Source organism: Streptomyces montanus (genome assembly GCF_005786655.1).
GTDB lineage: Bacteria > Actinomycetota > Actinomycetes > Streptomycetales > Streptomycetaceae > Streptomyces > Streptomyces sporangiiformans.
Window position 1 is genome coordinate 1 of the sequence record NZ_VBZC01000011.1, and the last position, 25,719, is coordinate 25,719.

A 25,719-nucleotide genomic window follows, 5' to 3' on the forward strand; every position below is an offset into this window, starting at 1 on the left:
CGCCGGCGAGCGTGCCGAGCAGATCGGCGGCGCAGCTCGCGGCGGCGCCGGGGCCCGCGATGAGGACCGCGCGGGGGCGGCCGTCCGGCTTGAGCTCGGGGATGCCCGCCTCGGCTGCGTGCCGGGTCGCGGTGCGGATGCGTGCGCCCGCCTCCGCGGCGCCGCGGAGCAGTCCGCGGCGGTCTGCCTCCGCCAGTGCCTCGGGGGCGTCGAGCAGCGATTCGTCGAGCATGGGTGGAAGTCTCCGATCGCCGGTTCGTCCGTTGTGCCGGTTCGTCCGTTACACGGGTTCGTCCGTTGTGCCGGTTCGTCCGTTACGCGGGGCGGCGGGCCTCGTCGACCAGGAGGACCGGGATGCCGTCCCGGACGGGGTACGCCAGGGCGCAGTCCTGGGCGGTGCACAGCAGCTCGGTCTCCTCCTCCTTGAGGGGGGCGTGGCAGGCCGGGCAGGCGAGGATCTCCAGGAGGCCGGCTTCGAGCGGCATGAGGGGTCCCTTCGGGGGCGCGGAGTTGTGCTGATGTGGCCTGGTCAGAGTACCGCTGTGGGGGGCCGGGCGCCGGGGTGTGCTCCTTACCCCGAGCTCCCGCGCACCGGCCCCTCACCGTGGCCTCGTGGTGCTCGGCTCAGCCTCGGATGATGGCCAATGCCTCGTCGCGTACCTTCGCCATCGTCGCCTCGTCCCGTGCCTCCGCGTTCAGGCGCAGGAGGGGTTCCGTGTTGGAGGCGCGGACGTTGAACCACCAGTCGGCGGAGGTGACCGTCAGGCCGTCGAGTTCGTCGAGGGTGACGCCGTCGCGGCCCTCGTACGTGGCCTTGATCGCGGCGAGGCGGGCGGCCTGGTCGTCGACCGTGGAGTTGATCTCGCCGGAGCCGGCATAGCGGTCGTACTCGGCGACCAGGCCCGACAGCGGGCCGTCCTGGCCGCCGAGGGCCGCCAGGACGTGGAGGGCGGCGAGCATGCCCGTGTCGGCGTTCCAGAAGTCGGCGAAGTAGTAGTGCGCGGAGTGCTCGCCGCCGAAGATCGCTCCGGAACTGGCCATCTCGGCCTTGATGAAGGAGTGGCCCACGCGCGTGCGTACCGGTGTGCCGCCGTTCTCCCGGACGACCTCCGGCACCGACCACGACGTGATCAGGTTGTGGATGACCGTGCCCTTGCCGCCGTGCTTGGCCAGCTCGCGCGAGGCGACCAGTGCCGTGATCGCGGACGGCGAGACCGGGCCGCCCCGCTCGTCGACCACGAAGCAGCGGTCGGCGTCGCCGTCGAAGGCGATGCCCAGGTCGGCGCCCTCCTCGCGGACGCGCTTCTGGAGGTCCACGATGTTCGCCGGGTCGAGCGGGTTGGCCTCGTGGTTGGGGAACGTGCCGTCCAGCTCGAAATACATCGGGACGAGGTCGAGGGGCAGCCCCGCGAACACGGTCGGCACGGTGTGTCCGCCCATGCCGTTGCCCGCGTCGACGACGACCTTCAGGGGGCGGATGGAGGTCAGGTCGACGAGGCCGCGGAGGTGCGCCGCGTAGTCCTCGAGCGTGTCCTGCTGCGTGATCGTTCCCGGGGTGGCCGCCGGCTCCGGGGCTCCCGAGTCCGCCCAGGACTCGACGAGTTCACGGATGTCGGCGAGGCCGGTGTCCTGGCCGACCGGGGCCGCGCCGGCCCGGCACATCTTGATGCCGTTGTACTGCGCGGGGTTGTGCGACGCCGTGAACATCGCGCCGGGCAGGTCCAGCGACCCCGACGCGTAGTACAGCTGGTCCGTCGAGCACAGCCCGATCTCCGTCACGTCGACGCCACGCGCCGCCGCACCGCGTGCGAAGGCACGCGACAGGCCCGGCGACGAGGGCCGCATGTCGTGCCCGATCACGATCGCGCCCGCGCCCGTCACCTGCGCGAAGGCCGCGCCGAACAACTCGGCCAGCGGCTCGTCCCACTGGTCCGGGACCACCCCGCGTACGTCGTACGCCTTCACGATCTGCGACAGATCAGCAGCCACGGCCAATCCTCCTGGATTCCTCTTGGGTGCCCCCAAACTACCCGCCCTCGCCGACACGCAGCCGGGAGGTGCCTGGGAGCGTGCATACGGACTTACGGAAGCATCCACTCCAGCACGGCGGAACTCTGTCCGACGACGATCAGGCACATGACCAGCAAGAGACCAATGCTCCAGGGCAGCACCTTGCGCAGCAGGTCCCCTTCACGGCCCGCGAGACCGACGGCCGCGCACGCGATGGTCAGGTTCTGCGGCGAGATCATCTTCCCCAGGACACCGCCCGAACTGTTGGCGGCCGCGAGGAGCTCGGGCGAGAGCCCGGACTCCCGCGCCGCAGTGACCTGCAGGGCGCCGAAGAGCGCGTTGGCCGAGGTGTCCGATCCGGAGACCGCCACGCCGAACCACCCCAGGACCGGCGACAGGAAGGCTAGCCCCGCGCCCGCCGCCGCCACGAAGTGGCCGATCGTGGCGGCCTGCCCGGAGAGGTTCATGACGTACGCGAGCGCGAGGACGGACGTCACGGTGAGGATCGCGAACCTCAACTCGTGGACGGTGGCCACCCATTCCTTGACGGCCACGCGCGCGTGCACCCCGAGAACGGCCGCCGTGCACAGACCGGCGAGCAGGACCAGCGTGCCGCCGGTCGAAACGATCGGCCACGAGAAGACGTTGCCGCTGACGGGGTCGCCGTCCGGGTTCGCGACGTTGAGGAAGGGCCAGTCGAAGGTGCGGGTCGTCTTCGCCAACAGGTCCTTCACCGCGGGGATCTGGGCGAGGGAGAAGATGGCGACGATCAGCGCGTACGGGGCGTAGGCGCGCAGCACCTCGGGGCGCGGATCGTGCTCGTCCAGGTCCTCACTGCGTACGCCGGTCAGCACCGCGGCCCGTACGGGCTCGGCGGCGGGCCGGCGCGCGTGGGGCACCGCCACCAGGGCGCCGGCACCCGCCAAGGCGGCGCCGATGTCGGCGAGTTGGGCGGAGACGTAGTTGGAGGCGGCGAACTGGGCGACGGCGAAGGCGAATCCGCACGCCAGCGCGGGCACCCAGGTCTCGCGCAGCCCCCGCCGGCCGTCCACCAGCCCGACGAGCACGAGCGGCACCACAAGGGCCAATAGGGGCGTCTGACGGCCCACCACGGAGGCCACCGAGTCCAGGGGCAGGCCGGTGACTTGGGCCAGCGTCACGACCGGCGTACCCATCGCCCCGAAGGCGACCGGCGCGGTGTTGGCGACCAGCGCGACCACCGCCGCGCGGACGGGTTCGAAGCCGAGCGCGACCAGCATCACCGAGCAGATCGCGACGGGCGCACCGAAGCCCGCGAGGGCTTCCAGGAGCGCGCCGAAGCAGAACGCGACGACGAGCGCCTGGATGCGCGGGTCGTCGGAGAGCCGGCCGAAGGAACGGCGCAGGATGTCGAAGTGCCGGGTGCGGACGGTCATCCGGTACACCCACAGGGCGTTGACGACGATCCACAGGATGGGGAAGAGGCCGAAGGCGGCGCCCTGGGCAGCGCCGGACAGGGTCTGACCGAAGGGCATGCCGTACGCGAGCAGGGCGACCAGGGCCGCCGCCGCGAGGCCGATGAGCCCGGCCAGGTGCGCCTTCATGCGGACGCCGCCGAGCAGGACCAGGACGATGACGAGGGGCAGGGTCGCGACGAGGGCGGACAGGCCGAGCGAATCGGCCACGGGCTCCAGTTCCTGGACGTACACAGAACCTCCCCGGGATTCCGTGATGCGGAAAGTGATGTATCACGGGTGGGGAAAATGGTCGTGTCCGCGCCAAGCGCGCGTCAATGCTCGCACAGCACCGAATGAAATGTGCACCGTACGTGCACCGAGACGTGCACCGAGTGAAGTTCCCGTCGGGGCAGGAGAGTTCCGGGGGGGAAGTTCAGAGGGGAGGTTCAGGAGTCGGGCGAGCGCAGCACCCGCAGGTGACCGCGGCGCGCGACCTCCATCGGGTCCGCCCCTCGCGCCTCGCCGGCGGCGCGCGCCGCGCGCTCCTGCGGGCGGGCCGCCTCACGCACCGCGTTGGCGAGCGCCTCCAGGTCGTCGCCGCTGGGGCGGGCGGGACCGGAAGCGTCGGCGAGCCGGACGACCTCCCACCCGCGCGGGGCGGTGAGGCGCTCGGAGTGCTCGGCGCACAGGTCGTAGCAGTGGGGTTCGGCATAGGTGGCGAGCGGGCCGAGGACCGCGGTCGAGTCGGCGTAGACGTACGTCAGCGTCGCGACGGCGGGACGGCCGCAAGCGGTGCGCGAACAGCGACGTACAGGGCTCACGACGTTGGACGGTACCGCACTCTTGAGCGGGCTGCGACGACTCTCCACGAGGTCACTCCACCGTGTCGTGCTGTGAGGAGGACCACAGGGCATTCCGAACCGGCCTTACTGACCTGCGAGTACGACCTTGGTCGAGATACCGGACGGTCACATCCTGGTCACCATCCGACACAAACCCGTTCAATTGCCATGAGTTCGAAGGTCTCGGGGAGAAACGAAATCGAGCCCAAGCTTGGCTGGAATGCTCATCAAGCGGCAAGAGATGTCACTGCCGCAAGCGGTCGCCGGGGCGTCGGCCACCGGGCCGCGGCGCTGACGGCAGGCGAGGTGAACACTGATCGCCCGGCCGCGGGGAGGCCGGGCAAGGGCACCGCGCGAGGATTACGCTTCGTCAGTGATGGACAATCCCGTACCCCCCGTACCGCCCCGCGCCGCCGACCCCCGGCCCCGCCGCCGCGACCGCCACGGCCGCGGGATGCGCGGACCCGTCGCGCCGCCCCAGGTGCCGCTCTCCGCGAGCCGGGCCGAGGTGTTCGCGGATCTGGTGCAGGACTCCGTGGAGCGGCTCGAGCGGCGCTGGCCGCAGCTCGCCGACATCGAGTTCGTGGTGCTGGAGGTGCCACGCCTGAACCCGGGTCGCGGCGGGGGCTGGGGCGACGAGGCGGTCCCGCTGGGCGGCACGATCGCAGCACACGAGGGCCGTCCCGCCCGCGTGGTGGTCTACCGCCGCCCGGTCGAGATCCGCACCAAGGGACGCGACGAGCGAGCCGCCCTGGTCCACGAGGTCGTGGTGGAGCAGGTGGCCGAGCTTCTGGGCCTGACTCCGGAGACCGTGGACCCCCGATACGGCGAGGACTGACGCGCGGGGAGGCGCATCCGCCGAGGCCGCCCTGCTTCCGCGGTGGCGGCCCTGCTTCCGCGATGCGGGCTTGGCCCCGTCCCCGGCCCGCTCCGTACCGTCCCCTACTTCACTTCTGCAGCACCGACAGATCCTGCTGAGCGTCCGGCACGGCCACCGTCCCCCGGTCGTCCGGCAACGTCTGCACCGTGACCATCGGTAGGCCCTCGGCGGAGATCTCGAGGGTCCGCGCGGCGTAGACGGGGCCTCCGGAGACCGGCTCGACGGTCAGCGCGTACGTGCCCTTGAGGCCGCTGGGGACGGGCGGCTCGATGTCCTGGGTGGTGCCGCCCTTGACCGTGTACGTCTTGGTCGCGGGCGTCCCTCCCTCGCTGCCCGCGGAGGCGGTGACCTTGACCTTGGCGCTTCGGCCGGGCGCGACCAGGGAGAGCGTGGAGCCCTTTGAGCGGTTGTCGGCGGACGTCGCGCGCGTGCCCACCGGCTTCGTGGCCGGAATGAACGCCGTCTCCTGCTTGTCGCCCTTGCCGCGCACGACGCGCAGCGCGGCCACGACCGGCACGGACTTCTCCGTCGGCGTCAGAATCAAGGAGCCCGCCTCGCCGCGCGTGACGTCGCCGAGATCGACGGCTGCCGTCATGCCCGCCTTCACATGCAGCGTCTCGGCCCCGGCGGGCGTGATCGGTCCGGACGGCGAAGCGAGCCGCACCTTCAGGTCGGCGTCCCTGTCGCCGGGCGCGAAGGCGACCAGGCGCACGGACGTGGCGTCCTTCGGGACACCCGGCATGACGAGGCTGCCGGCCGGATCGGTGGAGGCGGCGAGCCAGTCGCCGCCCAGCTTGTCGTCGAGGGCCTGGACGGCGGCGGCGACCCGGCCGCTGCGCACGGTGACATGCACGGTCAGGTTGGTCTGCGGCTCGTCCACGAGCGTGGACAGCAGCACCGGCTCGGTGGAGTGCGGCTGGACCTGAATGCCCTCCCCCACCGTCGACTTGAGGGCACCGTCCTTGCCGTACAGCTCGATGTCGACGACGGCGGCGGAGTCGTCGGGGTTCGTGAGGTGCACGTAGTCGTTGCGCTCCTCAGAAGTACTGGCGCCCGGGAACCAGAAGTCCGTGTCCGGTGAGGTGCAGTTGGTGCCGAGCAGCCCACGGCCGGTGCCCACCGAGACCTCGGTGGTCTGCTGGACGGTCCAGCCGGGCGCGTAGCTGCCCTCGGCGGTTCCGATCAGCGCGGGCGAGTCGGCGCCCGAGGCCTCGCCGGTGACGGGCTTGCCCGGCTCCTTCGGCTCCAGGACGGGCTTCTTCTCCTTTTCGGGCTTGTCGCCCTTCTGGGACCCGCCGTCGGTCGACTCCTCGCCCGCGAAGGCGAGTTCAGCCCGGCCGCTCTTGTCCGCGCCCTTCGTGACGGGCGTGTAGGACGTGTACGCGGTCTCGGCGACGTCCGAGATGCTGGGACCCGGGCAGAGCAGGCTGGTGCGCTCCACGGGCATTTGGGCGGCCGCTTTCGCCGTGTCCCCACCGGAGGCGTCCGGCTCGGTGAGAGACGCGAATCCGGCGACGGCGGCGAGCGCGGCCACGCCGGCGATCAGGGACACGGTGGTGCGGTTCACTGCTGGCTCCCGTCGGGGCGCTCACTGTCTGTGCCGCGCGGCGGCTGCTGCTGTTGCTGCTGCTGCGACTGCTGCTGTGGCTGCTCGGGGTCGTACGGCGCGTCGTACCCCTGGGTGTACGTCTGCGCCGGGTCATACGCCACGGTCCCGGAGTCGTACGCGTACGGGTCGTACTGGCCTGCCTGGTAGGGATCCGCCTGGTAGGACTGCTGCTCGTAGGTGCCCACCGGGTACTGCTGGGCACCCTGGTACTGCTCGCCGCCGTACGTGCCGTAGTCGCCGCCCGAGTAGGCCGTCGTGTCCCACCCGCCGTACGACGGCTGAGGCGGCACGGGAGCGGAAACCGGGGCCTCCTCCGGAGGAGGGGGCGGCGGGGGGGAGCTCGGCGGCGGAGGGGGGCTCTGCGAGAACTGCCCCGCGGGGTCCACCTGTGCGGACGGGTCCGCCTGTTCGGCCTCCGCCTGGGCGCGCAGCCTGCGGGCCCTGCGGCCCTCGCCGGAGACGGGCTGGGCGGGGACGACCGGCTCCTCGGGGAGGTCGTCGTCGACATCGCGGCGCCGGCCCGGCAGCGCGAGCACCACGAGGACGACGGCGAGCGCGCCCTGCGTCCACAGCCAGGCCGTATGGCCCGTGGGTGCGTCGAAGGTGACGTCCAACCGGCCGCCGTCGGCGGGCAGTTCGAAGCCCTGCGCCCAGCCGTCGACCGTGGTCCTGGTCAGCGGCTTGCCGTCCAGCGTGGCGGTCCAGCCCTCGTCGGCGGTGTCGGCGAGACGCAGCACGCGGCCGTCGGCGCCGGCGGAGATCTTGGTGTGCAGCTCGACGGGTCCGGCGGCGATGGGCTGCGGGTCTCCGGAGTCGGGGACGATGGCCGCGCGCGAGACCTGCCGGTCCACGCGCCACAGCGAACTGCCGTCCTGCTGGCTCAGCCGGGTCAGACCGGGCGTGGCGTCCAAGACGCGCGTGACCTCGCGGGGCGCGCCCTTGTAGACCAGTACGTAGCGCACGGCGAAGCCGCCGAGCTGCTTGGCCTGGTCGGCGCCGGAGCCTGCTACGAGGTTGGCGACGACGGAGTCGAGCTTCTCGTTCTCGCCGTCCGCCGCGGCCAGTTCGGCGTCGCCGAGCCGGGCGCCGGAGCCGCGTACGAGCGTGTAGCCGACCCTGGCGGCCGAGTCGCTGTCGATGACGAGGGTGCGGGCCTGGTCGCGGGTGCTGCTCTCCTCCGCGACGAACGCGGGCACCTGGACGGGATCGCGCCGCTCCAGGGGCCCGTCGGCGCCGCGGATCATCCAGCCGGCGGCGACGAGCAGCGGTCCGGCGGCCGCCGCGAACGCGATGAGCACGGCAACCGGCTGACGCCAGCCGAAGCTCTGCTCGGCCACGCGCGAGCGTGCCCCGTCGGCGCCGAGCGCGGCGGCGGCCAGGAGGGCGATGCCGTAGACGAGCGTGGCGGGCCCGGCCCAGGTGGAGCTGTTGGACAGGACGGCGAAGACGAGCGCCACAAAGGCGACAGCCCAGGCCGTCCGGATTCCCCACTGGCGCTCCTGGCGCAGCAGCGCGGCCAGCGCGGCGCACACGATGCCGACGAGCATCAGCCCGCTGACGGTGCCGGGGCCGCCGGGGCTGCCGCCGACCAGATCGAGCGCGGACGCCGCTCCCCCGCCGTACTCCAGACCGGCCTCCTGGAAGAAGCCGAACGGGAGCAGCGAGAGCGACCAGGGCGCCAGGATCAGCAGCGGTGTGCCGAGCTGGGCCAGGACGCGCGGCCCGTAGGCGACGATCTCGCCGCGGCGCACGGCCAGCAGGGCGAGGCCCAGTACCAGCGCGATGGGCCACACGATCGGTGTGAAGGCGGTGGCGAGGGTCAGCAGCAGCGCGTACGCCCACGTGGCGCGCCAGCTGCCGCGTCCCGTCGACGAGGCGAGGCCGCTTGCCGCGATGCCCGCGCGCGCGATGAGGGGCAGCAGGACGGCAAGCACGGCGGTGCCGATGCGGCCGCCCGCGAGTGCGCCGGTGGCGGCGGGCAGGAAGGCGTACGCGACGGACGCCCAGGCGCGCAGCAGACGCGACTGGACGAGCGGCCGGGAGGCGAAGTACGCGGCGAAGCCGGCCAACGGCACGGAGCCGACGAGGACGGCGGTGACCGCGAGTCCGGTGGAGCCGAGCAGCGCGCTCGCGAGCAGCGCGAGGAGCGCGACGTAGGGCGGTGCGGACTCGGTGCCGCCGGTGCCGACCGGATGCCAGCCGTCCAGGTAGCGCGACCAGAGCGCGGTGGCGTCGGACGGGGCCGGCAGCAGCGCGCCGCCCGCGAGCGCTCCGCTGCCGATCAGCTCACGACAGGCGATGAGCGAGACGAAAAGGAGCACCACCAAGAGCATCGGCCCGGGCTTGCGGGCGATGCGCTTGAGCCGGGCGAACTGCTCGACCTCCAGGAACTCGGCATCGTCCCCGCCGGGCCCGGACTCGACGGCGCCGCCGTGCCGCCCGGCCGCGCTCAGCTCGGGATCGGATCGGCCCACGAGGTTGCTCGCGACCTGTTCGACGGTGGCCCGCACCGTCGCGCCGGGTGGCGGGAACAGCGCGCGCAACTCGCCCTTGTCGACCTGGGGCCGACCACGCCGACGCCGGCCCGCGATGATCCGCTCGGGCCGCAGCAGCGTCCCCAGCAGACCGCGGATCTCATCGACGGCCTGTCCGGGGACCTTGCCGACGAGATACGCGACCGTGCGCAGCAGCGTGCCGAACACGAGTCGCAGCAGGACCCAGGGCAGCACCGCGGTGCGGGCGTTGACGAGCAGTGTGTAGACGGCGCCCGCCTTGTCCACCTTGTGCGGGGACGCGGAGGTGCGGCCCACGCAGTCGACGGTGCGCCGCTCGCGGGAGGCCGCCTCGGCGTGGCGTACGACCGCTTCGGGGGCGATGAGGACGCGGTGGCCGGCGGCCTGGGCGCGCCAGCACAGGTCGACGTCGTCGCGCATCAGGGGCAGTCGCCGGTCGAAGCCGCCGAGTTGTTCGAAGACGTCGCGGCGGATCAGCATGCCGGCCGTGGACACGGACAGGACGGGCCGTACGTGGTCGTGCTGACCCTGGTCCTGCTCGCGCCGGTCCAGGCCGGTCCAGCGGCGGCCGCTGTTGGCGATGGTGACGCCGACCTCGAGGAGTTGTCTGCGGTCGTACCAGCCGCGGAGTTTGGGGCCGACGATCGCGACGTCCCTGCCGAGCTCCTGTTCGTTCTCGACGACGCGGAGGAGTTGGGCCAGGGCGTCGGGCTCGGGGGCGCAGTCGTCGTGCAGGAGCCAGAGCCACTGGACGGGCTCGCCGTGCGGCAGTTCCGGCATGTCGTAGGCGTCGTCGCGCCAGGTGCGGGTGACCGGGTCCCAGCCGCTGGGCCGCTTCAGGTACGGCAGGTCGTCCGGTGTGAGGATGCCGGCGGTGCGGGCGGCCTCGTCGACGGCCTGGCCGAAGCCGGTGCGCCGGGCGAGGTGCAGGACCCGGTCGGCGCCGAGGGCTTCGGTGACCAGCCGGGCGGAGTCGTCCGCGCTGCCGGTGTCGGCCGCCAGGGCGTTCTGTACGGGGCGTTCCTGACCGAGCAGCCCGGTGAGGGCGTCGGGCAGCCAGCGGGCACCGTCGTGCGAGACGAGCACGGCGGTGACGACGTGCCGCGGCACCTCGGGCGGGCGGGTCGGGTCGAACTCCGTCTGGCGGGTCGGGTCGAACGCTGCCGCGCGGGCTGGGTCGAACGCTGCGGTGGCAGCGTCATATTGAGCTGCCGTGTGGCTGTGCACGGACATCGAGGTACGGGCCCCGGTTCGATGGACTGCGGTGGACGCCTGAGCCCTGCGGGGGCACTGAGGCGTCTCGGACGGAGGCCCACACTAACGGCTGGGCACCACAGCGGCCCGCCGCCTGTGGACAACCCACCTGCGACGGGCCGATCGTTATGTGGAGCGCGTGCCGTTCGCGTCAGACGGCGGCCTTCTTCAGGCGGCGCCGTTCCCGTTCGGACAGGCCGCCCCAGATACCGAAGCGTTCGTCGTTCGCCAGCGCGTACTCGAGGCACTCGGAGCGGACCTCGCAGGCGAGGCAGACCTTCTTGGCCTCGCGGGTGGAGCCGCCCTTCTCGGGGAAAAAGGACTCGGGGTCGGTCTGGGCGCAGAGCGCCCGCTCCTGCCAGCCCAGCTCCTCGTCGGCCTCGTCGACCAGCAGTTCCTGAAACAGCTCGGTCATGCGCGCCCCTCGTCCGTCTCGCGTCCCCGTGATGCTGCCGTTACCGATTCCGGCTGAACGACACGAGTGAAATTACAAGTGTGCAGCTCCGGGCGAGTCAAGCCGAGATCTGCTATTGGGCCCCTTATTCACTCTGCAGAACCAAGGCTTTGCGGAAAGTGTTCAAATCGGCATAAACCCTGACAGCATCAGAAGGCCCGGCCGGGACTCCCGCCCCACGCAGTGCCTACGGGGAAGGACGCCCGGGAGTTCGATCCCAGTTCCGACACGTCACTCGAAGCGAACCGGATCACATTCCGATCACAGGATCGCAACGAGGCGCGCGGGCCCGGATGTGCGCCATGTGTCCCGGCAGATACCTGAGCAAACCTTTCACCTCACTGATGAACCGGATGAGGTGAAACATCTCCCACATAGCGGGCATCAGGTTGACAGTGGAGGTGTGAACCGCTGTCCTTGTGGGCATGCTCGCGAACTTGGTGCTCACCCCGACCCGCACTGCCGGGTCCCTCGGTGCTGCCTCCGGTCGCTGTAGCTGTTGCTGTCACAGCTGTTGAGCCTCTCGCGCTCCCGCTGCCGCCGGGTCCACTTCAGGTCCGGCCGCTGAATCCCTTCCGCCCGCACCAGGGCGGGTCCCCCGACGCCCCCGCCCGGGCGGACGGTACGCGACACCTCAGACCGCCAGCAGACTCTTCCGCCGAGGAACCACCGCACCCCATGAACAGCGACAGCGACCTTCAGATCGCCGGCGACATCCTCGAAGTCCCGCACCTCCTCCAGGCGCCACGCGCGCATCCTTCCACCGTGGCCGACTTCGTCGGTCTCGCCCGCTCCATCGCCGCCGACCGCTCCCAGTGGGAGCACCTCGTCCAGTACGACGCGACCTCCCGCTGGTACCACCGGCTGAGCACCGGCCCCGGTTATGAGGTGTGGCTGCTTTCCTGGGTGCCCGGGCAGGGCAGCGGTCTGCACGACCACGGCCGTTCCTCCGGCGTACTCACCGTCCTGGACGGCACGTTGACCGAGCGCACCGAGCGGGGCACGCGCGCGTTGGGATCCGGCGCGCAGCGGGTGTTCGCACCCGGATACGTGCACGAGGTGGTCAACGACGCGCTCGAGCCGGCCGTGAGCCTGCACATCTACTACCCGGGTCTGACCGAGATGCCGATGCACGCGACCAACTGCGCCGCGTCGCAGGCGAACGAGGCCGGGGATGCCGTAACCGCGTGACGCGGTGTCGTACCCGCCTGCAAGACTGAACCTCATGCGCATTGTGGTTCTGGCAGGCGGCATCGGCGGTGCCCGGTTCCTGCGTGGTCTGAGGCAGGCCGCGCCGGACGCGGACGTCACGGTCATCGGGAACACCGGGGACGACATCCACCTCTTCGGGCTGAAGGTCTGCCCGGACCTCGACACGGTGATGTACACGCTCGGCGGCGGCATCAACGAGGAGCAGGGCTGGGGTCGGGCCGACGAGACCTTCCACCTCAAGGAGGAGCTCGCGGCGTACGGGGTGGGGCCGGAGTGGTTCGGGCTCGGCGACCGGGACTTCGCGACGCACATCGTCCGTACGCAGATGCTGGGCGCCGGGTATCCGCTCAGCGCCGTGACGGAGGCGCTGTGCGACCGGTGGAAGCCGGGTGTCCGGCTGATCCCCATGTCCGACGACCGCGTGGAGACACATGTGGCCGTCGAGGTCGAGGGCGAGCGCAAGGCCGTTCACTTCCAGGAGTACTGGGTGCGCCTGCGGGCCTCGGTCGACGCGCATGCCGTGGTGCCCGTCGGCGCGGAGCAGGCGAAGCCGGCGCCCGGGGTGCTCGAGGCGATCGCCTCGGCCGATGTGGTGCTCTTCCCGCCGTCCAACCCCGTCGTGTCCATCGGCACGATCCTCGCCGTGCCCGGCATCCGCGAGGCGATCGCCGAGGCCGGGGTGCCGGTGATCGGTCTCTCCCCCATCGTCGGGGACGCGCCCGTGCGGGGCATGGCCGACAAGGTCCTGGCGGCCGTCGGTGTGGAGGCCACCGCCGCCGCCGTTGCCGAGCACTACGGCTCGGGACTGCTCGACGGCTGGCTCGTCGACACGGTCGACGCCGCCGCTGTGGACCGCGTGGAGGCCGCCGGCATCCGCTGCCGAGCCATCCCCCTCCTGATGACCGACCTGCCCGCGGCCGCCCGGATGGCCGGCGAGGCGCTGACGTTGGCGGAGGAGGTGCGGGTCGCTTGAGTGTGAGCGATGGGGTTCCTTCGAGACGCACATCTCCGGGCGACGCGGAAGCGAGCGGGCCGGCGGCCGGTGCGGTGCGTGGCGCGCCCGGCTATCAGGTGTGGGCACTGCCCGGGCTGCCCGAGGTGCGGGAGGGGGACGATCTCGCGAAGTTGATCGCCGCCGTCGAGCCCGGGCTAGTCGACGGGGACGTGCTGCTGGTCACCTCGAAGATCGTGTCCAAGGCCGAGGGACGGATCGTCGAGGCGGTCGATCGTGAGGCCGCCATCGATGCCGAGACCGTGCGGGTCGTGGCCCGCCGCGGGGCGCTGCGGATAGTGGAGAACCGGCTGGGGCTCGTGATGGCCGCGGCCGGGGTGGACGCCTCCAACACGCCGTCCGGGACCGTGCTGTTGCTGCCCGAGGATCCCGACGCGTCCGCGCGCACGATCCGGGACGGGCTGCGGGACGCGCTCGGTGTCGACGTCGGAGTGCTGGTGACCGACACGTTCGGGCGGCCGTGGCGCACCGGGCTCACGGATGTCGCCATCGGCGCGGCGGGCGTGCGGGTCCTCGACGATCTGAGGGGCGGCACCGACGCTCACGGGAACCCGCTCAGCGCCACCGTCGTCGCCACGGCCGACGAACTCGCCGCCGCGGGCGACCTGGTCAAGGGCAAGGCCGACGGGCTGCCCGTCGCCGTCGTGCGCGGGCTGCCCCACACGGTCACCACAGCCGCCGAAGAGGACGAGGGGACGCGGGCCATGGTCCGGGGCGCACGCGACGACATGTTCCGGCTGGGCACCTCCGAGGCCGTACGGGAGGCCGTCACCCAGCGGCGCACCGTACGGGCCTTCACCGACGAGCCCGTCGATCCCGGTGCCGTACGACGGGCGGTGGCCGCGGCCGTGACCGCACCCGCACCGCATCACACGACGCCGTGGCGATTTGTTCTCCTGGAGTCCGAGGAGTCGCGCACGCGGCTGCTCGACGCCATGCGGGACGCCTGGATCGCTGACCTTCGGCGGGACGGGAAGAGCGAGGAGTCCATCGCCAAGCGGGTGCGACGCGGGGACGTGCTGCGCAACGCGCCGTATCTGGTCGTGCCCTGTCTCGTCATGGACGGTTCGCACACATACGGCGATCCGCGCCGGGACATGGCCGAGCGCGAGATGTTCGTGGTCGCCGCGGGCGCCGGCGTGCAGAACCTCCTGGTCGCGCTGGCCGGGGAGCGGCTCGGGTCCGCGTGGGTGTCGTCGACGATGTTCTGCCGTGATGTCGTACGACGCGTTCTCGGACTGCCCGAAGCGTGGGATCCCATGGGGGCCGTCGCCGTCGGGCACGCGGCCGAGGAGCCGAAGCCCCGGCCCGAGCGGGATGCGGGGTCCTTCATCGAAGTCCGCTGACGTTCGTCCGTCGACTCTCGCGTCCCGCGGAGCGCATACGCTCTGAGAACACGCTCCGAGAACACCAGGAACTCCTTAGGACCCACCCGTGGCCGGACGTTTCGACCCCCGACCCACGCGTACGACCGTACGCGGCGGTGACGTCGCCGCGTCCGGGCGCGTGCCGCGGCCGGCTGCCGCGCCCGAGACGGCCGGGCGTACGCGGGTCTGGACGCCGCCCGGACCGCTCGATCTCGGGCTCGTGCTCGGGCCACTGCGGCGCGGGTCCGGCGATCCGACCTTCAGTGCGACGCCGGACGGCGCCGTGTGGCGGACCAGCCGTACGCCCGTGGGGCCCGGGACACTGCGGGTCTCGATACGAGGCGGGGTGGTCGAAGGCCAGGCGTGGGGGCCGGGAGCCGACTGGCTGCTGGACCAACTACCGCGGATGCTCGGAGAGTTGGACGACCCCGCCGCCTTCGAGCCACGCCATCGTCTCGTGGCGCTCACCCGGCATCGCCGGCCCGGCCTGCGGCTGACGCGTACGGGACTGGTCATGGAGTCGTTGATTCCGTCGATTCTGGAGCAGAAGGTCACGACGGGCGAGGCGTACCGGGCATGGCGGCTGCTCGTACGGAAGTACGGCGTGCCGGCTCCCGGGCCCGCTCCCGCGCGGATGTACGTCATGCCGGAGCCGCGGACCTGGGCGCTGATCCCCTCATGGGAGTGGCATCGGGCCGGGGTCGACAGCAAGCGGGCATCGACCGTTCTCCGGGCGGTCCGGGTGGCTCGGCGGCTGGAGGAGGCCGTGCACTTCGATCCGCCGCAGGCCCAGGCCCGGCTGGAGCTGGTGTCCGGGATCGGGCCCTGGACCTCGGCGGAGACCGTGCAGCGCAGCCATGGGGCGGCGGACGCGGTGACGGTCGGGGACCTGCACCTTCCCGGGATCGTGGGGTACGCCCTGGCGGGCGACCGGGACGCGGACGACGCCGTGATGCTGGAGTTGCTGGAGCCCTACGCGGGGCAGCGGCACCGTGCGGCCCGGCTCATCCTGCTCTCCGGCCGCACGCCGCCCCGCCGTGCACCTCGTATGCCTCGTGGGGACATCGGTCGTTTATAGCGCTACCGGATCCGATCGCTGCTGATCCGACAGAGCGCTACCGATCCGACAGAGCGCTCTGATCCGACGGAGCGCTACTGATCCGAGGAGAACCGAACCGCCCCCGCCGGAATCCGGGCGTCGCACCACACCCGTACACCCTCCCGGAGCTCGTTGTCCGGGCCCACCGACGCGCCGTCGCCCACGACCACCCCCGTGAGAACCGAGCGCGCGCCGACCTGGGCCCGGGCACCGATCAGGCTGTCGGTGACGACGGCTCCGGGCTCCACCACCGCCCCCGCCAGGACCGTCGAACCCGAGAGCCGCGCGCCCGCGCCGATCACCGCGTCCTCGCCCACCACCGTGCCGCCCGTCAGCTTCGCGTCCGGGGCGACCGAGGCCGACGGCAGGACCAGGCGGTCGCCGCGGCGGCCGGGGACGGCCGGGGACGGGGCGCGGCCGAGGACGAGGTCCGCGGAACCGCGCACAAAGGCCTGGGGAGTGCCCAGGTCCAGCCAGTAGGTCGAATCCACCATGCCCTGGAGATGGGCGCCCGCGGCGAGCAGCTCGGGGAACGTCTCGCGCTCCACCGAGACCGGCCGCCCGGCCGGAATCGTGTCGATGATCGAGCGCCGGAAGACGTACGCTCCGGCGTTGATCTGGTCGGTGACGATCTCCTCGGGGGTCTGGGGCTTTTCGAGGAATGCCTGGACACGGCCCGACGCATCGGTCGGGACCAGGCCGTACGCCCTGGGGTCCTCGACACACGTCAGATGGAGCGAGACGTCCGCGCCCGACGACTGGTGCGTGGCGACGAGGGCCTCGATGTCCAGTCCCGTGAGGATGTCCCCGTTGAAGATCAGGACGGGGTCGTCGGGAGCGGAGTGCAGACGGGAGGCCACGTTCCGGATGGCACCGCCCGTGCCGAGGGGTTCGACCTCGGTGACGTATTCGATGTGGAGCCCCAGCGACGAGCCGTCGCCGAAGTATGGCTCAAATACCTCGGCCAGATAGGACGTGGCGAGCACGATGTGCTCGACCCCCGCCGCTCTCGCCCGGGCCAGCTGGTGCGTGAGGAACGGTACCCCGGCCGCCGGGACCATCGGCTTCGGCGTGTGCACCGTGAGCGGGCGCAGCCGTGTGCCCTTGCCGCCGACCAGGAGGATCGCTTCTGTCACCTGTCGTCTCTGCTTCCTGCTGGGGCCGGCCGAACTGTCTTTCGGCCGGCCAGTGTATGCAGACCGTTCGATGGCCGTGGGGAGCCTCTGGTGGCCGTGGGGAGCCTTCGGGCCAGGGGGTCGGGAACACCCCCTGGCCCGGTCCACCGGACGTCGTCACCTCCGCTGCCCGGACGTCACCGGCCCTGGTAGCGGGCCGAACTGGTCCTGGCCGTACCGAGCTTGGCGTACAGCCGGCCTCCCGGGCACGTGGTGGCGAAGCCGTCCCGGTGGCCGGAGATCACGTTCAGTCGCACATTCTTTCCTTTGCGGTAGAGATTGCCACCGCCCGACTTCAGGTATGTCTTGCCGGCTGGATTGGCCCCGTAGATGCCGAGTTTCCACGCCGTGAGCCGGGCGATGGCGTTCACCGCGGCGCCGCGCGGACGGGAGTAGCCGAAGGTGCCGAGGACGGCGATCCCCATGCTGTTGGTGTTGAAACCGAGCGTGTGGGCGCCCATGACCGGCTTGGTCACGCCCCCGGCGCGCCCCTCGTAGATGTTTCCGCACTTGTCGACGAGGAAGTTGTAGCCGATGTCACGCCAGCGCATGCTCTTGACGTGGTACCGGTAGATACTGCGGATGACTGAAGAGGCTTGCGAGCAGCGGTACGTGTTGCCCGTGGCGGTGTGGTGCACGAAGGCGGCCTTCACGGTCTTGGTGTAGGCGAAGTCCCGCTCACGCAGCTTCTCGTCGGCGCGCCAGCCCCGGCGGGTGACGATGCGCGGACGCGGGCCGATGTACGGCTGCGCGCGCTGGTCGGCCATGTCCTCGCCGCGGGTCGCGAGGAGGGCCTCCATCGTCTGCCGCCGGCTCAGCGCCGGGATCACGGTGGCGCCGAGGGGCGCGAGGTCGGAGTTGACGGCCGAGGACGCGGCGGACGCGGCGGTCAGCGGGCCAAGGCTCGCGGGCGGGGGATCGTCGCCGGGGTCGACCAGTTCGAGGCGGAGCCCGTCAGGCAGCGGCTCGCTCACGCCGGTCCTCCCGGACCGCACACCTGCCTCGGCCTCCTCGGCCCCCTCGGCCCCTTCGTCCAGGCCTGGTTGTACGCGTACTTCCACGCCGTCCGAATCCCCCACCCACAGCGGTGCCGTGGAACCGCGCACCCGCCCGGTGGTGCGCTCGGCGGCGTCCAGGTCGGCCGAGTGCTCCCGGTTGTGCGTCTCGATGTCCTGCCAGTCGGACCACCGGCTGGTGCCGGTCGCGCGCGTACGCACTTGGACGCGGCCGTGCAGTTCGGTGTCCGGGTCGTCCCAGACCACACCGACCAACGAGAAGCGGCGCACGTCGCTCTGGGGCAGTCCCTGCTCGGCGGAAGGCCCCAGGGTGCGGTCGCCGTCGAGGGGGGCGAGCGGCAGCGACTGAGTGCTGCCGGGGATGGCCGGGCCGCCCGCCGCCGTCGGCCGCTCGGCCAGCGCGCCGGAGGGAGAGGCCAGCGGAAGGGCCAGGGCGGCCGCACATGTCACGGCGATCGAGGAAAAAAGATATCCACGCATAACGCTGATCTTGAACATATCCATACTTTCCTGTCCATCCGGGACTTGACGGACCGTCGGGTGCACTCGGCCGAACCGGTGGGCCCGCGCTCCTCCGCCCGGACGACCGCCCGCGTACGCTTGCGTCCCGTGAACGCCACCGACCGCACCCCTGCCGACCTGCTGCGATCCGCGCTCTCCGCGGACCCCGCGCGCCCCCTGGTGACCTTCTACGACGACGCCACCGGCGAACGCGTCGAACTGTCCGTGGCGACCTTCGCCAATTGGGTGGCCAAGACCGCCAATCTGCTCCAGGACGAGTGGTCCGCCGAGCCCGGTGAGCGGGTCGCCCTGCTGCTGCCCGCGCACTGGCAGACGGCGGTGTGGCTGCTCGCCTGCTCCTCGGTGGGAGTGATCGCGGATGTCGGGGGCGACGCGGCGGCCGCCGACCATGTCGTCGCAGGACCGGGCCAGTTCGACGCGGGGCTCGCCTGCTCCGGCGACCGGATCGCCCTGTCCCTCGCACCGCTGGGCCGCCGCTTCCCGACCCCGCCCGCCGGGTACGCCGACTACGCGGTCGAGGTCCCCACCCACGGCGACCATTTCCAGGCGTACGCCCCCGTGGACCCGGAGGCTCCCGCGCTGATCGTGGCCGGGGCGGAGTACACGGGCGCGGAGGTCGTCGAGCGGGCCCGCGCCGACGCCCCCGGGCTCGACCTGACGGGACCCGGATCGCGGCTGCTGTCGGCGCGTCCGTACGACACCTGGGAGGGCCTGAGCGCCGGTCTGTACGCGCCGCTCTCCATCGGCGGCTCCGTGGTTCTGTGCCGCCATCTGGACCAGCTCGGCGAGGACGCTCTCGCCAAGCGGATCGAGAGTGAACGGGTGACGGCCACGGCTCGCTGAGGCGATCCGTGGGCGTACGGCAGGGGACTGCGGGTCGGTTGCAGGCTGCGGGTCGTACGGGGCTGGTCGCGCAGTTCCCCGCGCCCCTGACGGGGCGCCCCCTTACCCCGCATGAATGCGTCCCCCGTTCGGCCCAGCCCGACCCTTCGCCCGCGGGCCCCTCGCGTTCGTCCGGGCCATGGTCGTAAGAGCACGACATGCTCGTACGCCATGAGGGGTGGACCCAGACGTGAGCGACACCGCGGGTACGCCCTCCTCAGGGCCCGGGCCGAGGGGCGCCGAAGGCGTTCTCGGGCCGGGTGCGGGCGTGTCCCCCACCGGTGCCGGGCGCGCGCGGCGTCGGCGGCGGTGGCTGCGGTACGCGGCGATCGGAGCGGCCGTCGTCGTGCTCGGTGCCGCGGGGGCCGGCTGGGCGGTGTACGAGAAGCTGAACGGCAACATCACCGCGGACGAGGCCGCCGCCGCCGAGCTCGCCCGTTATGAGAAGGAGCGGCCGACCGCTCTGGTCCGGGGCGCCCAGAACATCCTGCTGATCGGGTCGGACTCGCGCTCCGGCGACGGCAACGGCGAGTACGGCCGGGACTCGGGCACCGAACGCTCCGACACCACGATCCTGCTGCACCTCGCGGCGGACCGGCACAGCGCGACCGCCGTCTCGCTCCCCCGCGATCTGATGGTGGACGTGCCCGGCTGCCGCCGCCCGGACGGCAGCCGCTCGAAGCCGGTGTTCGCGATGTTCAACCACGCCTTCCAGACCGGGGGTTCGGCCTGCACGATCCGTACGGTCGAGAAGCTGACGGACATCCGCGTCGACCACCACGTGGTCGTGGACTTCAGCGGCTTCAAGGACATGGTCGACGCGGTCGACGGCGTCCAGGTCTGTCTCAAGGGGCCGATCGACGACCCCGCGGCGAAACTGCGGCTCCCCGCGGGCCGGGTGAAGCTCAACGGCGAGCAGGCCCTCGGTTACGTACGCGCCCGCAAGAGCATCGGCGACGGCAGCGACACCGAGCGGATGGGCCGCCAGCAGCGGTTCCTGGGCGCGCTCGTCAACAAGATCCGCGGCAATGACGTACTGCTGAATCCCGTGAAGCTCTATCCGTTGCTCGACGCGGCGACCTCGTCGCTCACCACGGATCCGGCACTGGCGAACCTGAGGGGTCTGTATGACCTGGTCCGCGGCATGCGCGATATCCCTACCGAACGTGTGCAGTTTCTGACGGTGCCTCGAGAGTCGTACACCCACAACGCCAATCGTGACCAGCTCGTGGAGCCCGAGGCGGAGAAACTCTTCGATCGGCTTCGGAGGGACGCTCCGGTGGAAGTCGCCAAGGAAGTTCCGGAGGATTCCGGAGCAAAACGGAGCACTGAAGCACCCGGAGGCGATGGGGAATCGCGGGGAAACCACGGCACGAAGCCGGACGGCCGCGGCGACGAGAACGGCAAATCGGGCGGAAAACGGCTTGCCGCGCCTTCACGCACGCCGAGCCCGGCGCCGACTTTCCGTGGCAACACCGCGGCCGAGGACGCCTGCGGTTAAGCGCCGAACGCGCCTGCGAGTAAAGCGCACGTCAAGACGGGGAACATTCGTTCAAAGAAATAGGTCGGATTGCCCGGTTGTAAGACGTGGAATTTGTCACCGGCGTCCCTTGACGCTGAACTGGCCGGATAGTGTGAGCGACCCGGTGCAACCGGCCATGAGGTCGCGCACTGCTTGGAACAGACCGAGCGCCTTGGAGGGGGAAGGCGCCGCGTGGCCCCGACGGAGGACTCAGACAACCGTGGACGCGCAAGGCCGTGGGCGGGCGGACAACATCGACCCCGCAGACCAATGGGTACTCAATCCGAACACCGGTGACTACGAACTGCGACTGCAGCCTTCCGCAGCGCAGCCGTCGGTTCCGGGGCCCCGCTCCCGCAGAACCGCGAAGGCGGGTGTCGCGGCCGCCACCGCGACCGGTGCGGCCGCGCCCACGCGCGGCCGTACGGCGCCGGGGCGCGAGCGCCGCGGCACGACGGAGGACACACTTCTGGAGCCCTCGGTGCCCGGACAGCGCAGGCGACGCCCGCCGCAGGACCCGCCGCCCAGCCGTCGCAAGGGCCGCCCGAAGAAGTCGAAGGGCAAGAGGATCCTGATCTGGACGGGCGGCACGATGGCCTTCCTCCTGGTCGGAACGAGCGCGGCGGCGTACCTCTACTACGAGCACCTGAACGGCAACATCACGTCCGTCTCCGACGACGGCGCCGGCACCGGCGGCTTCAGCAAGGACCGGGCGATCAACATCCTGCTGGTCGGCACCGACAAGCGCACCGGCAGCGGCAACGACGGCTACGGCGACTCCGGCAGTGCCGGTCACGCCGACACCACAGTCGTCCTGCACGTCTCCAAGGACCGTTCGAACGCGACCGCGTTGAGCATCCCGCGTGACCTGATCACGGACATCCCGGACTGCCCGACGACGCAGAAGGACGGCAGCACCAGGGTCATCAAGGGCACGCCGGACACCCGCTTCAACAACAGCCTCGGCCAGGAGGGGCGGACGCCTAGCTGCACGATGCGGACCGTCACCGAACTGACCGGCATAAAGATGGACCACTTCATGGTGGCCGACTTCAACGCGGTCAAGACGCTGACCTCGGCGGTCGGCGGTGTCGAGGTCTGTCTGGGCAAGGACATCAACGACCCGGACTCCAAGCTCAAGCTGTCCAAGGGCAAGCACACCATCCAGGGCGAGGAAGCGCTGGCGTTCGTCCGCACCCGCCACTCCGTGGGCTTCGGCGGCGACCTGAGCCGGATCGGACTGCAGCAGCAGTTCCTCAGCGCCCTGATGCGCAAGCTGAAGTCGAACGACACACTCACCAGCCCGACGAAGCTGCTGAAGCTGGCGGAGGCGGGCACCAAGGCGCTGACCGTCGACTCCAAGATCAACGACATCAACAAGCTCCGCGACCTCGGCCTCGAGCTGGGCAAGTTCGACACCAAGAACCTGTCCTTCACCACCGTGCCCGTGATCGACAACCCCGCGGAGAAGGTCAAGACGACGGTCGTCCTGCAGGAGCCCCAGTCCGACGAGCTGTTCTCCCTGATCCGCGACGACACATCGCTCACCGCGGTCAAGCAGCAGCAGAAGAAGGAGAAGGCCGAGGTCGCCGCCCGCCTCAAGGGCAGCAAGGCCGACGCTTCGGAGGTACGCGTCCGGGTCCTCAACGGCGGTGCCCCCGCCGGCTCCGCACAGGAAACCCTCAACTGGCTGCAGAACGACGAGGGCGTGACCAAGTCCGAGAACGCGGGCAACGCCGAGACGACCCTGAAGAAGACAACCCTCGAGTACGCTCCCGATCAGGCCGACCAGGCACGCAGGCTCGCCGACCTCATGGGCCTGCCCGGATCGGCCATGAAGCCGGGCGAAAGCGTGACCAACTCCCAGGGACAGCCCGCGATAACGCTCACCCTGGGGGCGGACTTCAAGGGGGCCGGGGTTTCCCTGACCAATCCGTCGAAGGCGTCGGATGTCCAGAAGTCCACTGCGGACAAGGTTGAGTGCGCCAAGTGACCTAATGGGTCCGTCCCGCGTCTAACAAGGCGCGGGACGGACCCGTGTGCAGGTGGGCGCTAGGGGTGGGAGGCAGGGACATGGCGCAGAGCAGCGTGCGTGGGGAGGGGCCGAGATCACGCGCCCCGCATTCGGCGGACCGAAGCGGGGGCCACAGCCGGTACGAGGCGCGGGGCGAGAACTCCACTCCAGCGCCAGGGGGCCGAAGACGTAACGGAGGCGGAGGGCGGCACGGGGGCGGGCCGCGGATACCTCGGCGCGGTCGGCAGATCCTTCGATGGTTCGCGATCGTGCTCGCCGTACTGATACTCGGCACCGCCGGCGCGGGATATCTGTACTACGAGCATCTCAACAGCAAGATCAAGCAGGACGACCTGAACCTCGGCGACAAGAAGATCGCAGAGCCGACACCGAACGCGGCGGGTCAGACCCCCCTGAACATCCTGCTCATCGGGTCGGACGCACGGGACTCGAAGGAGAACCAGAAGCTGGGCGGCGCCAAGGACACCTTCGGCAGCACACCGCTCGCGGATGTCCAGATGCTGCTGCACCTGTCCGCCGACCGCTCCAACATGTCGGTGATCAGCATGCCGCGCGACACCCTGCTGAAGATTCCCAAGTGCACCGATCCGGAGGACGACAAGGTCTATCCGGCGAGCACGCAGCTGACGATGACCAACCAGTCCCTCGGCCGCGGCGGCCCCGGTTGCACCGTGGCCACCTGGCAGGAGCTCACCGGGATCCACATCGACCACTTCATGAAGATCGACTTCGCGGGTGTGGTGTCGATGGCGGACGCCATCGGCGGAGTCCCGGTCTGCGTGGACGCCAACATCTACTCGCGCGACAGCGAGGGCCACGGTTCCGGCCTGAAGATGAAGGAGGGCACTCATCCCGTGAAGGGCGAGCAGGCCCTGCAGTGGCTGCGCACCCGCTACGGCTTCGAGGACGGCAGCGACATAGGCCGCGCCAAGGCGCAGCACATGTACATGAACTCGATGGTCCGGGAGCTGCGCGAGAACGCCACCCTCAGCAATCCCAACAAGCTGCGCACACTCGCCGAGAAGGCCACCGAGGCCATCACCGTGGACCCGGGTCTGGACACCGTCAAGAAGCTCTACGACCTCAGCAACGAGCTGAGGAAGGTACCGCCGAAGCGCATCACCATGACGACGATGCCGTACCAGTACCTCGGCGCGCGGGTGGTGCCCAAGCCGGGTGACGCGGAGAAGCTGTTCCGGCTGGTGCGTGAGGACATCGCCCTGGACGGGAAGAGCGCGAAGAGTCCGGCCAAGGAGAAGGTCTCCAAAGACCCGGCCGCAGCGGATGACGAAATCGGGATCGTGGTGCAGAACGGCACGCGCACGTCCACTCTCGCCCCCGTCTCCGGGCGTGCGGGCGCGGTGAGCGGACTGCTCGTCGGGAAGGGCTTCACCAAGGCGACGGCCGACCACTCGGCGCAGCTGGCGGAGGACAAGACCGTCGTCCGCTATCCGAGCGCCGAGCTGGAGGGTGATGCCCAGCAGGTCGCCAAGTCCCTCGGCATTCCGCTGCGTTCGGTGGAGAGGTCGACCGACGTCTCAGGGGTGACCCTGGTCGTGGGCGCGGACTGGCGCGAGGGCACGGCGTACCAGGCCGAGAAGGAGGACGACAAGACTCCGACGTCGGCGGACGCGCTGAACGGCGCGAACGACAAGGCCTGCATGCACGTCGACCCGAACTTCACCTGGAAGTCGTAACGGAGTGTGGGCCGCCTCTCGGCGAGAGACGGCCCACACCCACACGGCTCAGGCAGGGACTCGGGCAAAGCCTCAGGCAGAGGCTCAGGCCTCGCTCAGCACCGCCGGGCGCCGCGAGGCGATGACCTTCTTCGCCAGGGCCTTCGGGCTGGTGAGGAAGCCCCAGCCCCAGGACATGTGCATGGTGGCGAGGGCGACCGGGATCTGCAGCCGCGCCCTCAGCGGAAGTCCCTTGCCCGCCGGTACGGAACCCGCGGCGATGGCCAGGAGGTAGCCGGCCGGGATCACAAGACCCCACGGAGTCAGCGCCGCGCCCACCACAACGCCCGCCGCGATCGCGCAGACCGCGGTCGGCGGGGCGAGGTAGCGCAGGTTGATGGAGCCCTCGTGGTAGCGGGCGACGACGTGGCGCCAACGGCCGTAGTTCTTGTACTGCTTGGCCAGTGCCTTCACGCTCGGCCGCGGCCGGTAGGAGACCTTCAGCTCGGGCGAGAACCAGATGAGCCCACCCGCCTCCCGGATGCGGAAGTTCAGCTCCCAGTCCTGGGCGCGGATGAACTCCTCGTTGTAGCCGCCCTGTTGCTCGAGGGCCTCCCTCCGGAAGACACCGAGGTAGACCGTCTCGGCGGGACCCGCTTCACCGCCGGTGTGGAACGCCGCGTTCCCCACGCCGATCTTCGAGGTCATGGCGGCCGCGACAGCGTGCTCCCAGTCGTTCTCGCCCTCGGCGTGCATGATGCCGCCGACGTTCTGCGCGCCGGTCTCCTCCAGGAGGCGCACGGCGGTCGCGATGTAGTCCGGCGAGAGCATGCCGTGACCGTCGACGCGTACGACGACGGGGTGGCGGGACGCCTTGATCGCGGCGTTCAGCGCGGCGGGGGTGCGCCCGGTCGGATTCGGGACCGTGTGCACGCGCTTGTTCGGGTGGGACGCGGTCTCGGCGACGAGTTCCGCGGCGATCTCGTCCGTACGGTCCGTGGAGGGACCGAGGGCGATCACGACCTCCATCTCGCCCGTGTACTCCTGAGCGAGGATCGCTTGGACGGCTCCGCGCAGATGCCGCTCCTCGTCGAGAACGGGCATGATCACGGATACGGCGGGGAGGCGCCCGTCGGAATTCACGCGCTGGGGTTCCATCTCGTCTTCTCGGCCGGGGTCCGGGGCTCCGGGGGCCGGGGTCCT

Annotated in this window: 19 protein-coding genes and 1 pseudogene; 9 read left to right on the forward strand and 11 right to left on the reverse strand. The window is 71.0% G+C overall.

What is annotated here, in order from left to right:
- The 5 genes and pseudogenes from FE633_RS11710 to FE633_RS11730 all read right to left on the reverse strand — a co-directional run.
- A pseudogene (locus tag FE633_RS11710) lies at nucleotides 1–232 on the reverse strand (SIS domain-containing protein); the annotation flags it as partial.
- Nucleotides 233–314: 82 nt separating this feature from the next.
- Entirely contained in the window at nucleotides 315–485 is a 171-nt protein-coding gene (locus tag FE633_RS11715; RefSeq protein WP_119102219.1) for a Trm112 family protein, read from the reverse strand.
- A gap of 139 nt (nucleotides 486–624) precedes the next feature.
- Entirely contained in the window at nucleotides 625–1,989 is a 1,365-nt protein-coding gene (locus FE633_RS11720) for a phosphomannomutase/phosphoglucomutase (RefSeq protein ID WP_138045078.1), read from the reverse strand.
- A gap of 92 nt (nucleotides 1,990–2,081) precedes the next feature.
- Nucleotides 2,082–3,698: an L-lactate permease gene (locus FE633_RS11725; RefSeq protein ID WP_138045079.1), complete on the reverse strand. Its 1,617-nt coding sequence runs from the start codon at nucleotides 3,696–3,698 to the stop codon at nucleotides 2,082–2,084.
- Nucleotides 3,699–3,892: 194 nt separating this feature from the next.
- Nucleotides 3,893–4,315 (reverse strand): DUF3499 domain-containing protein, encoded by a 423-nt coding sequence (locus tag FE633_RS11730; protein WP_119102216.1) that lies wholly within the window; start codon nucleotides 4,313–4,315, stop codon nucleotides 3,893–3,895.
- A gap of 349 nt (nucleotides 4,316–4,664) precedes the next feature.
- Here FE633_RS11730 and FE633_RS11735 point away from each other — a divergent pair, with 349 nt between their 5' ends.
- On the forward strand, nucleotides 4,665–5,126 hold the full coding sequence (locus FE633_RS11735) for a metallopeptidase family protein (RefSeq protein ID WP_138045219.1): 462 nt from the start codon (nucleotides 4,665–4,667) through the stop codon (nucleotides 5,124–5,126).
- Nucleotides 5,127–5,235: 109 nt separating this feature from the next.
- Here FE633_RS11735 and FE633_RS11740 read toward each other — a convergent pair whose 3' ends face one another.
- The 3 genes from FE633_RS11740 to FE633_RS11750 all read right to left on the reverse strand — a co-directional run bounded on the left by FE633_RS11740 (nucleotide 5,236) and on the right by FE633_RS11750 (nucleotide 10,959).
- On the reverse strand, nucleotides 5,236–6,735 hold the full coding sequence (locus FE633_RS11740) for a DUF5719 family protein (RefSeq protein WP_138045080.1): 1,500 nt from the start codon (nucleotides 6,733–6,735) through the stop codon (nucleotides 5,236–5,238).
- Nucleotides 6,732–10,523, reverse strand: coding sequence for a glycosyltransferase family 2 protein (locus FE633_RS11745; RefSeq protein WP_138045081.1), 3,792 nt, complete (start codon nucleotides 10,521–10,523; stop codon nucleotides 6,732–6,734). Before FE633_RS11745 ends, FE633_RS11740 begins: the two co-directional genes overlap by 4 nt.
- 172 nt (nucleotides 10,524–10,695) lie before the next feature.
- A complete protein-coding gene (locus FE633_RS11750) occupies nucleotides 10,696–10,959 on the reverse strand; it encodes a WhiB family transcriptional regulator (protein ID WP_119102212.1) in 264 nt (87 codons plus the stop codon).
- A 717-nt stretch (nucleotides 10,960–11,676) separates the two neighbouring features.
- Between FE633_RS11750 and FE633_RS11765 the strand changes: the two genes are divergently transcribed.
- The 4 genes from FE633_RS11765 to FE633_RS11780 all read left to right on the forward strand — a co-directional run bounded on the left by FE633_RS11765 (nucleotide 11,677) and on the right by FE633_RS11780 (nucleotide 15,667).
- Entirely contained in the window at nucleotides 11,677–12,189 is a 513-nt protein-coding gene (locus FE633_RS11765; protein ID WP_138045083.1) for a cysteine dioxygenase, read from the forward strand.
- A 34-nt stretch (nucleotides 12,190–12,223) separates the two neighbouring features.
- On the forward strand, nucleotides 12,224–13,183 hold the full coding sequence (gene cofD, locus FE633_RS11770) for a 2-phospho-L-lactate transferase (RefSeq protein WP_138045084.1): 960 nt from the start codon (nucleotides 12,224–12,226) through the stop codon (nucleotides 13,181–13,183).
- Between the two features lie 74 nt (nucleotides 13,184–13,257).
- Entirely contained in the window at nucleotides 13,258–14,568 is a 1,311-nt protein-coding gene (locus FE633_RS11775; protein ID WP_138045220.1) for a coenzyme F420-0:L-glutamate ligase, read from the forward strand.
- 88 nt (nucleotides 14,569–14,656) lie between these two features.
- The gene (locus FE633_RS11780) at nucleotides 14,657–15,667 is read left to right on the forward strand and encodes a DNA-3-methyladenine glycosylase family protein (protein WP_138045085.1); all 1,011 of its coding nucleotides are present in this window, start codon (nucleotides 14,657–14,659) and stop codon (nucleotides 15,665–15,667) included.
- A gap of 74 nt (nucleotides 15,668–15,741) precedes the next feature.
- On the opposite strand, the gene manB is transcribed toward FE633_RS11780, so the two are convergent.
- Both manB and FE633_RS11790 read right to left on the reverse strand, forming a co-directional pair.
- Nucleotides 15,742–16,824, reverse strand: a complete 1,083-nt coding sequence (gene manB, locus FE633_RS11785; protein WP_138045086.1) for a mannose-1-phosphate guanylyltransferase — start codon at nucleotides 16,822–16,824, stop codon at nucleotides 15,742–15,744.
- A 176-nt stretch (nucleotides 16,825–17,000) separates the two neighbouring features.
- Entirely contained in the window at nucleotides 17,001–18,359 is a 1,359-nt protein-coding gene (locus FE633_RS11790; RefSeq protein WP_246113566.1) for a peptidoglycan recognition protein family protein, read from the reverse strand.
- 129 nt (nucleotides 18,360–18,488) lie between these two features.
- Between FE633_RS11790 and FE633_RS11795 the strand changes: the two genes are divergently transcribed.
- The 4 genes from FE633_RS11795 (at nucleotide 18,489) to FE633_RS11810 (ending at nucleotide 24,537) form a co-directional block, all read left to right on the forward strand.
- Nucleotides 18,489–19,244: a TIGR03089 family protein gene (locus tag FE633_RS11795; RefSeq protein ID WP_138045088.1), complete on the forward strand. Its 756-nt coding sequence runs from the start codon at nucleotides 18,489–18,491 to the stop codon at nucleotides 19,242–19,244.
- Nucleotides 19,245–19,473: 229 nt separating this feature from the next.
- Nucleotides 19,474–20,784, forward strand: coding sequence for an LCP family protein (locus tag FE633_RS11800; RefSeq protein ID WP_138045089.1), 1,311 nt, complete (start codon nucleotides 19,474–19,476; stop codon nucleotides 20,782–20,784).
- A 241-nt stretch (nucleotides 20,785–21,025) separates the two neighbouring features.
- Entirely contained in the window at nucleotides 21,026–22,798 is a 1,773-nt protein-coding gene (locus tag FE633_RS11805; RefSeq protein WP_138045090.1) for an LCP family protein, read from the forward strand.
- Nucleotides 22,799–22,878: 80 nt separating this feature from the next.
- On the forward strand, nucleotides 22,879–24,537 hold the full coding sequence (locus FE633_RS11810; protein WP_138045091.1) for an LCP family protein: 1,659 nt from the start codon (nucleotides 22,879–22,881) through the stop codon (nucleotides 24,535–24,537).
- An 84-nt stretch (nucleotides 24,538–24,621) separates the two neighbouring features.
- Here the strand turns inward: FE633_RS11810 and FE633_RS11815 are convergent, their stop codons facing one another.
- A complete protein-coding gene (locus FE633_RS11815) occupies nucleotides 24,622–25,674 on the reverse strand; it encodes a glycosyltransferase family 2 protein (protein ID WP_138045092.1) in 1,053 nt (350 codons plus the stop codon).
- Between the last annotated feature and the right edge of the window lie 45 nt (nucleotides 25,675–25,719).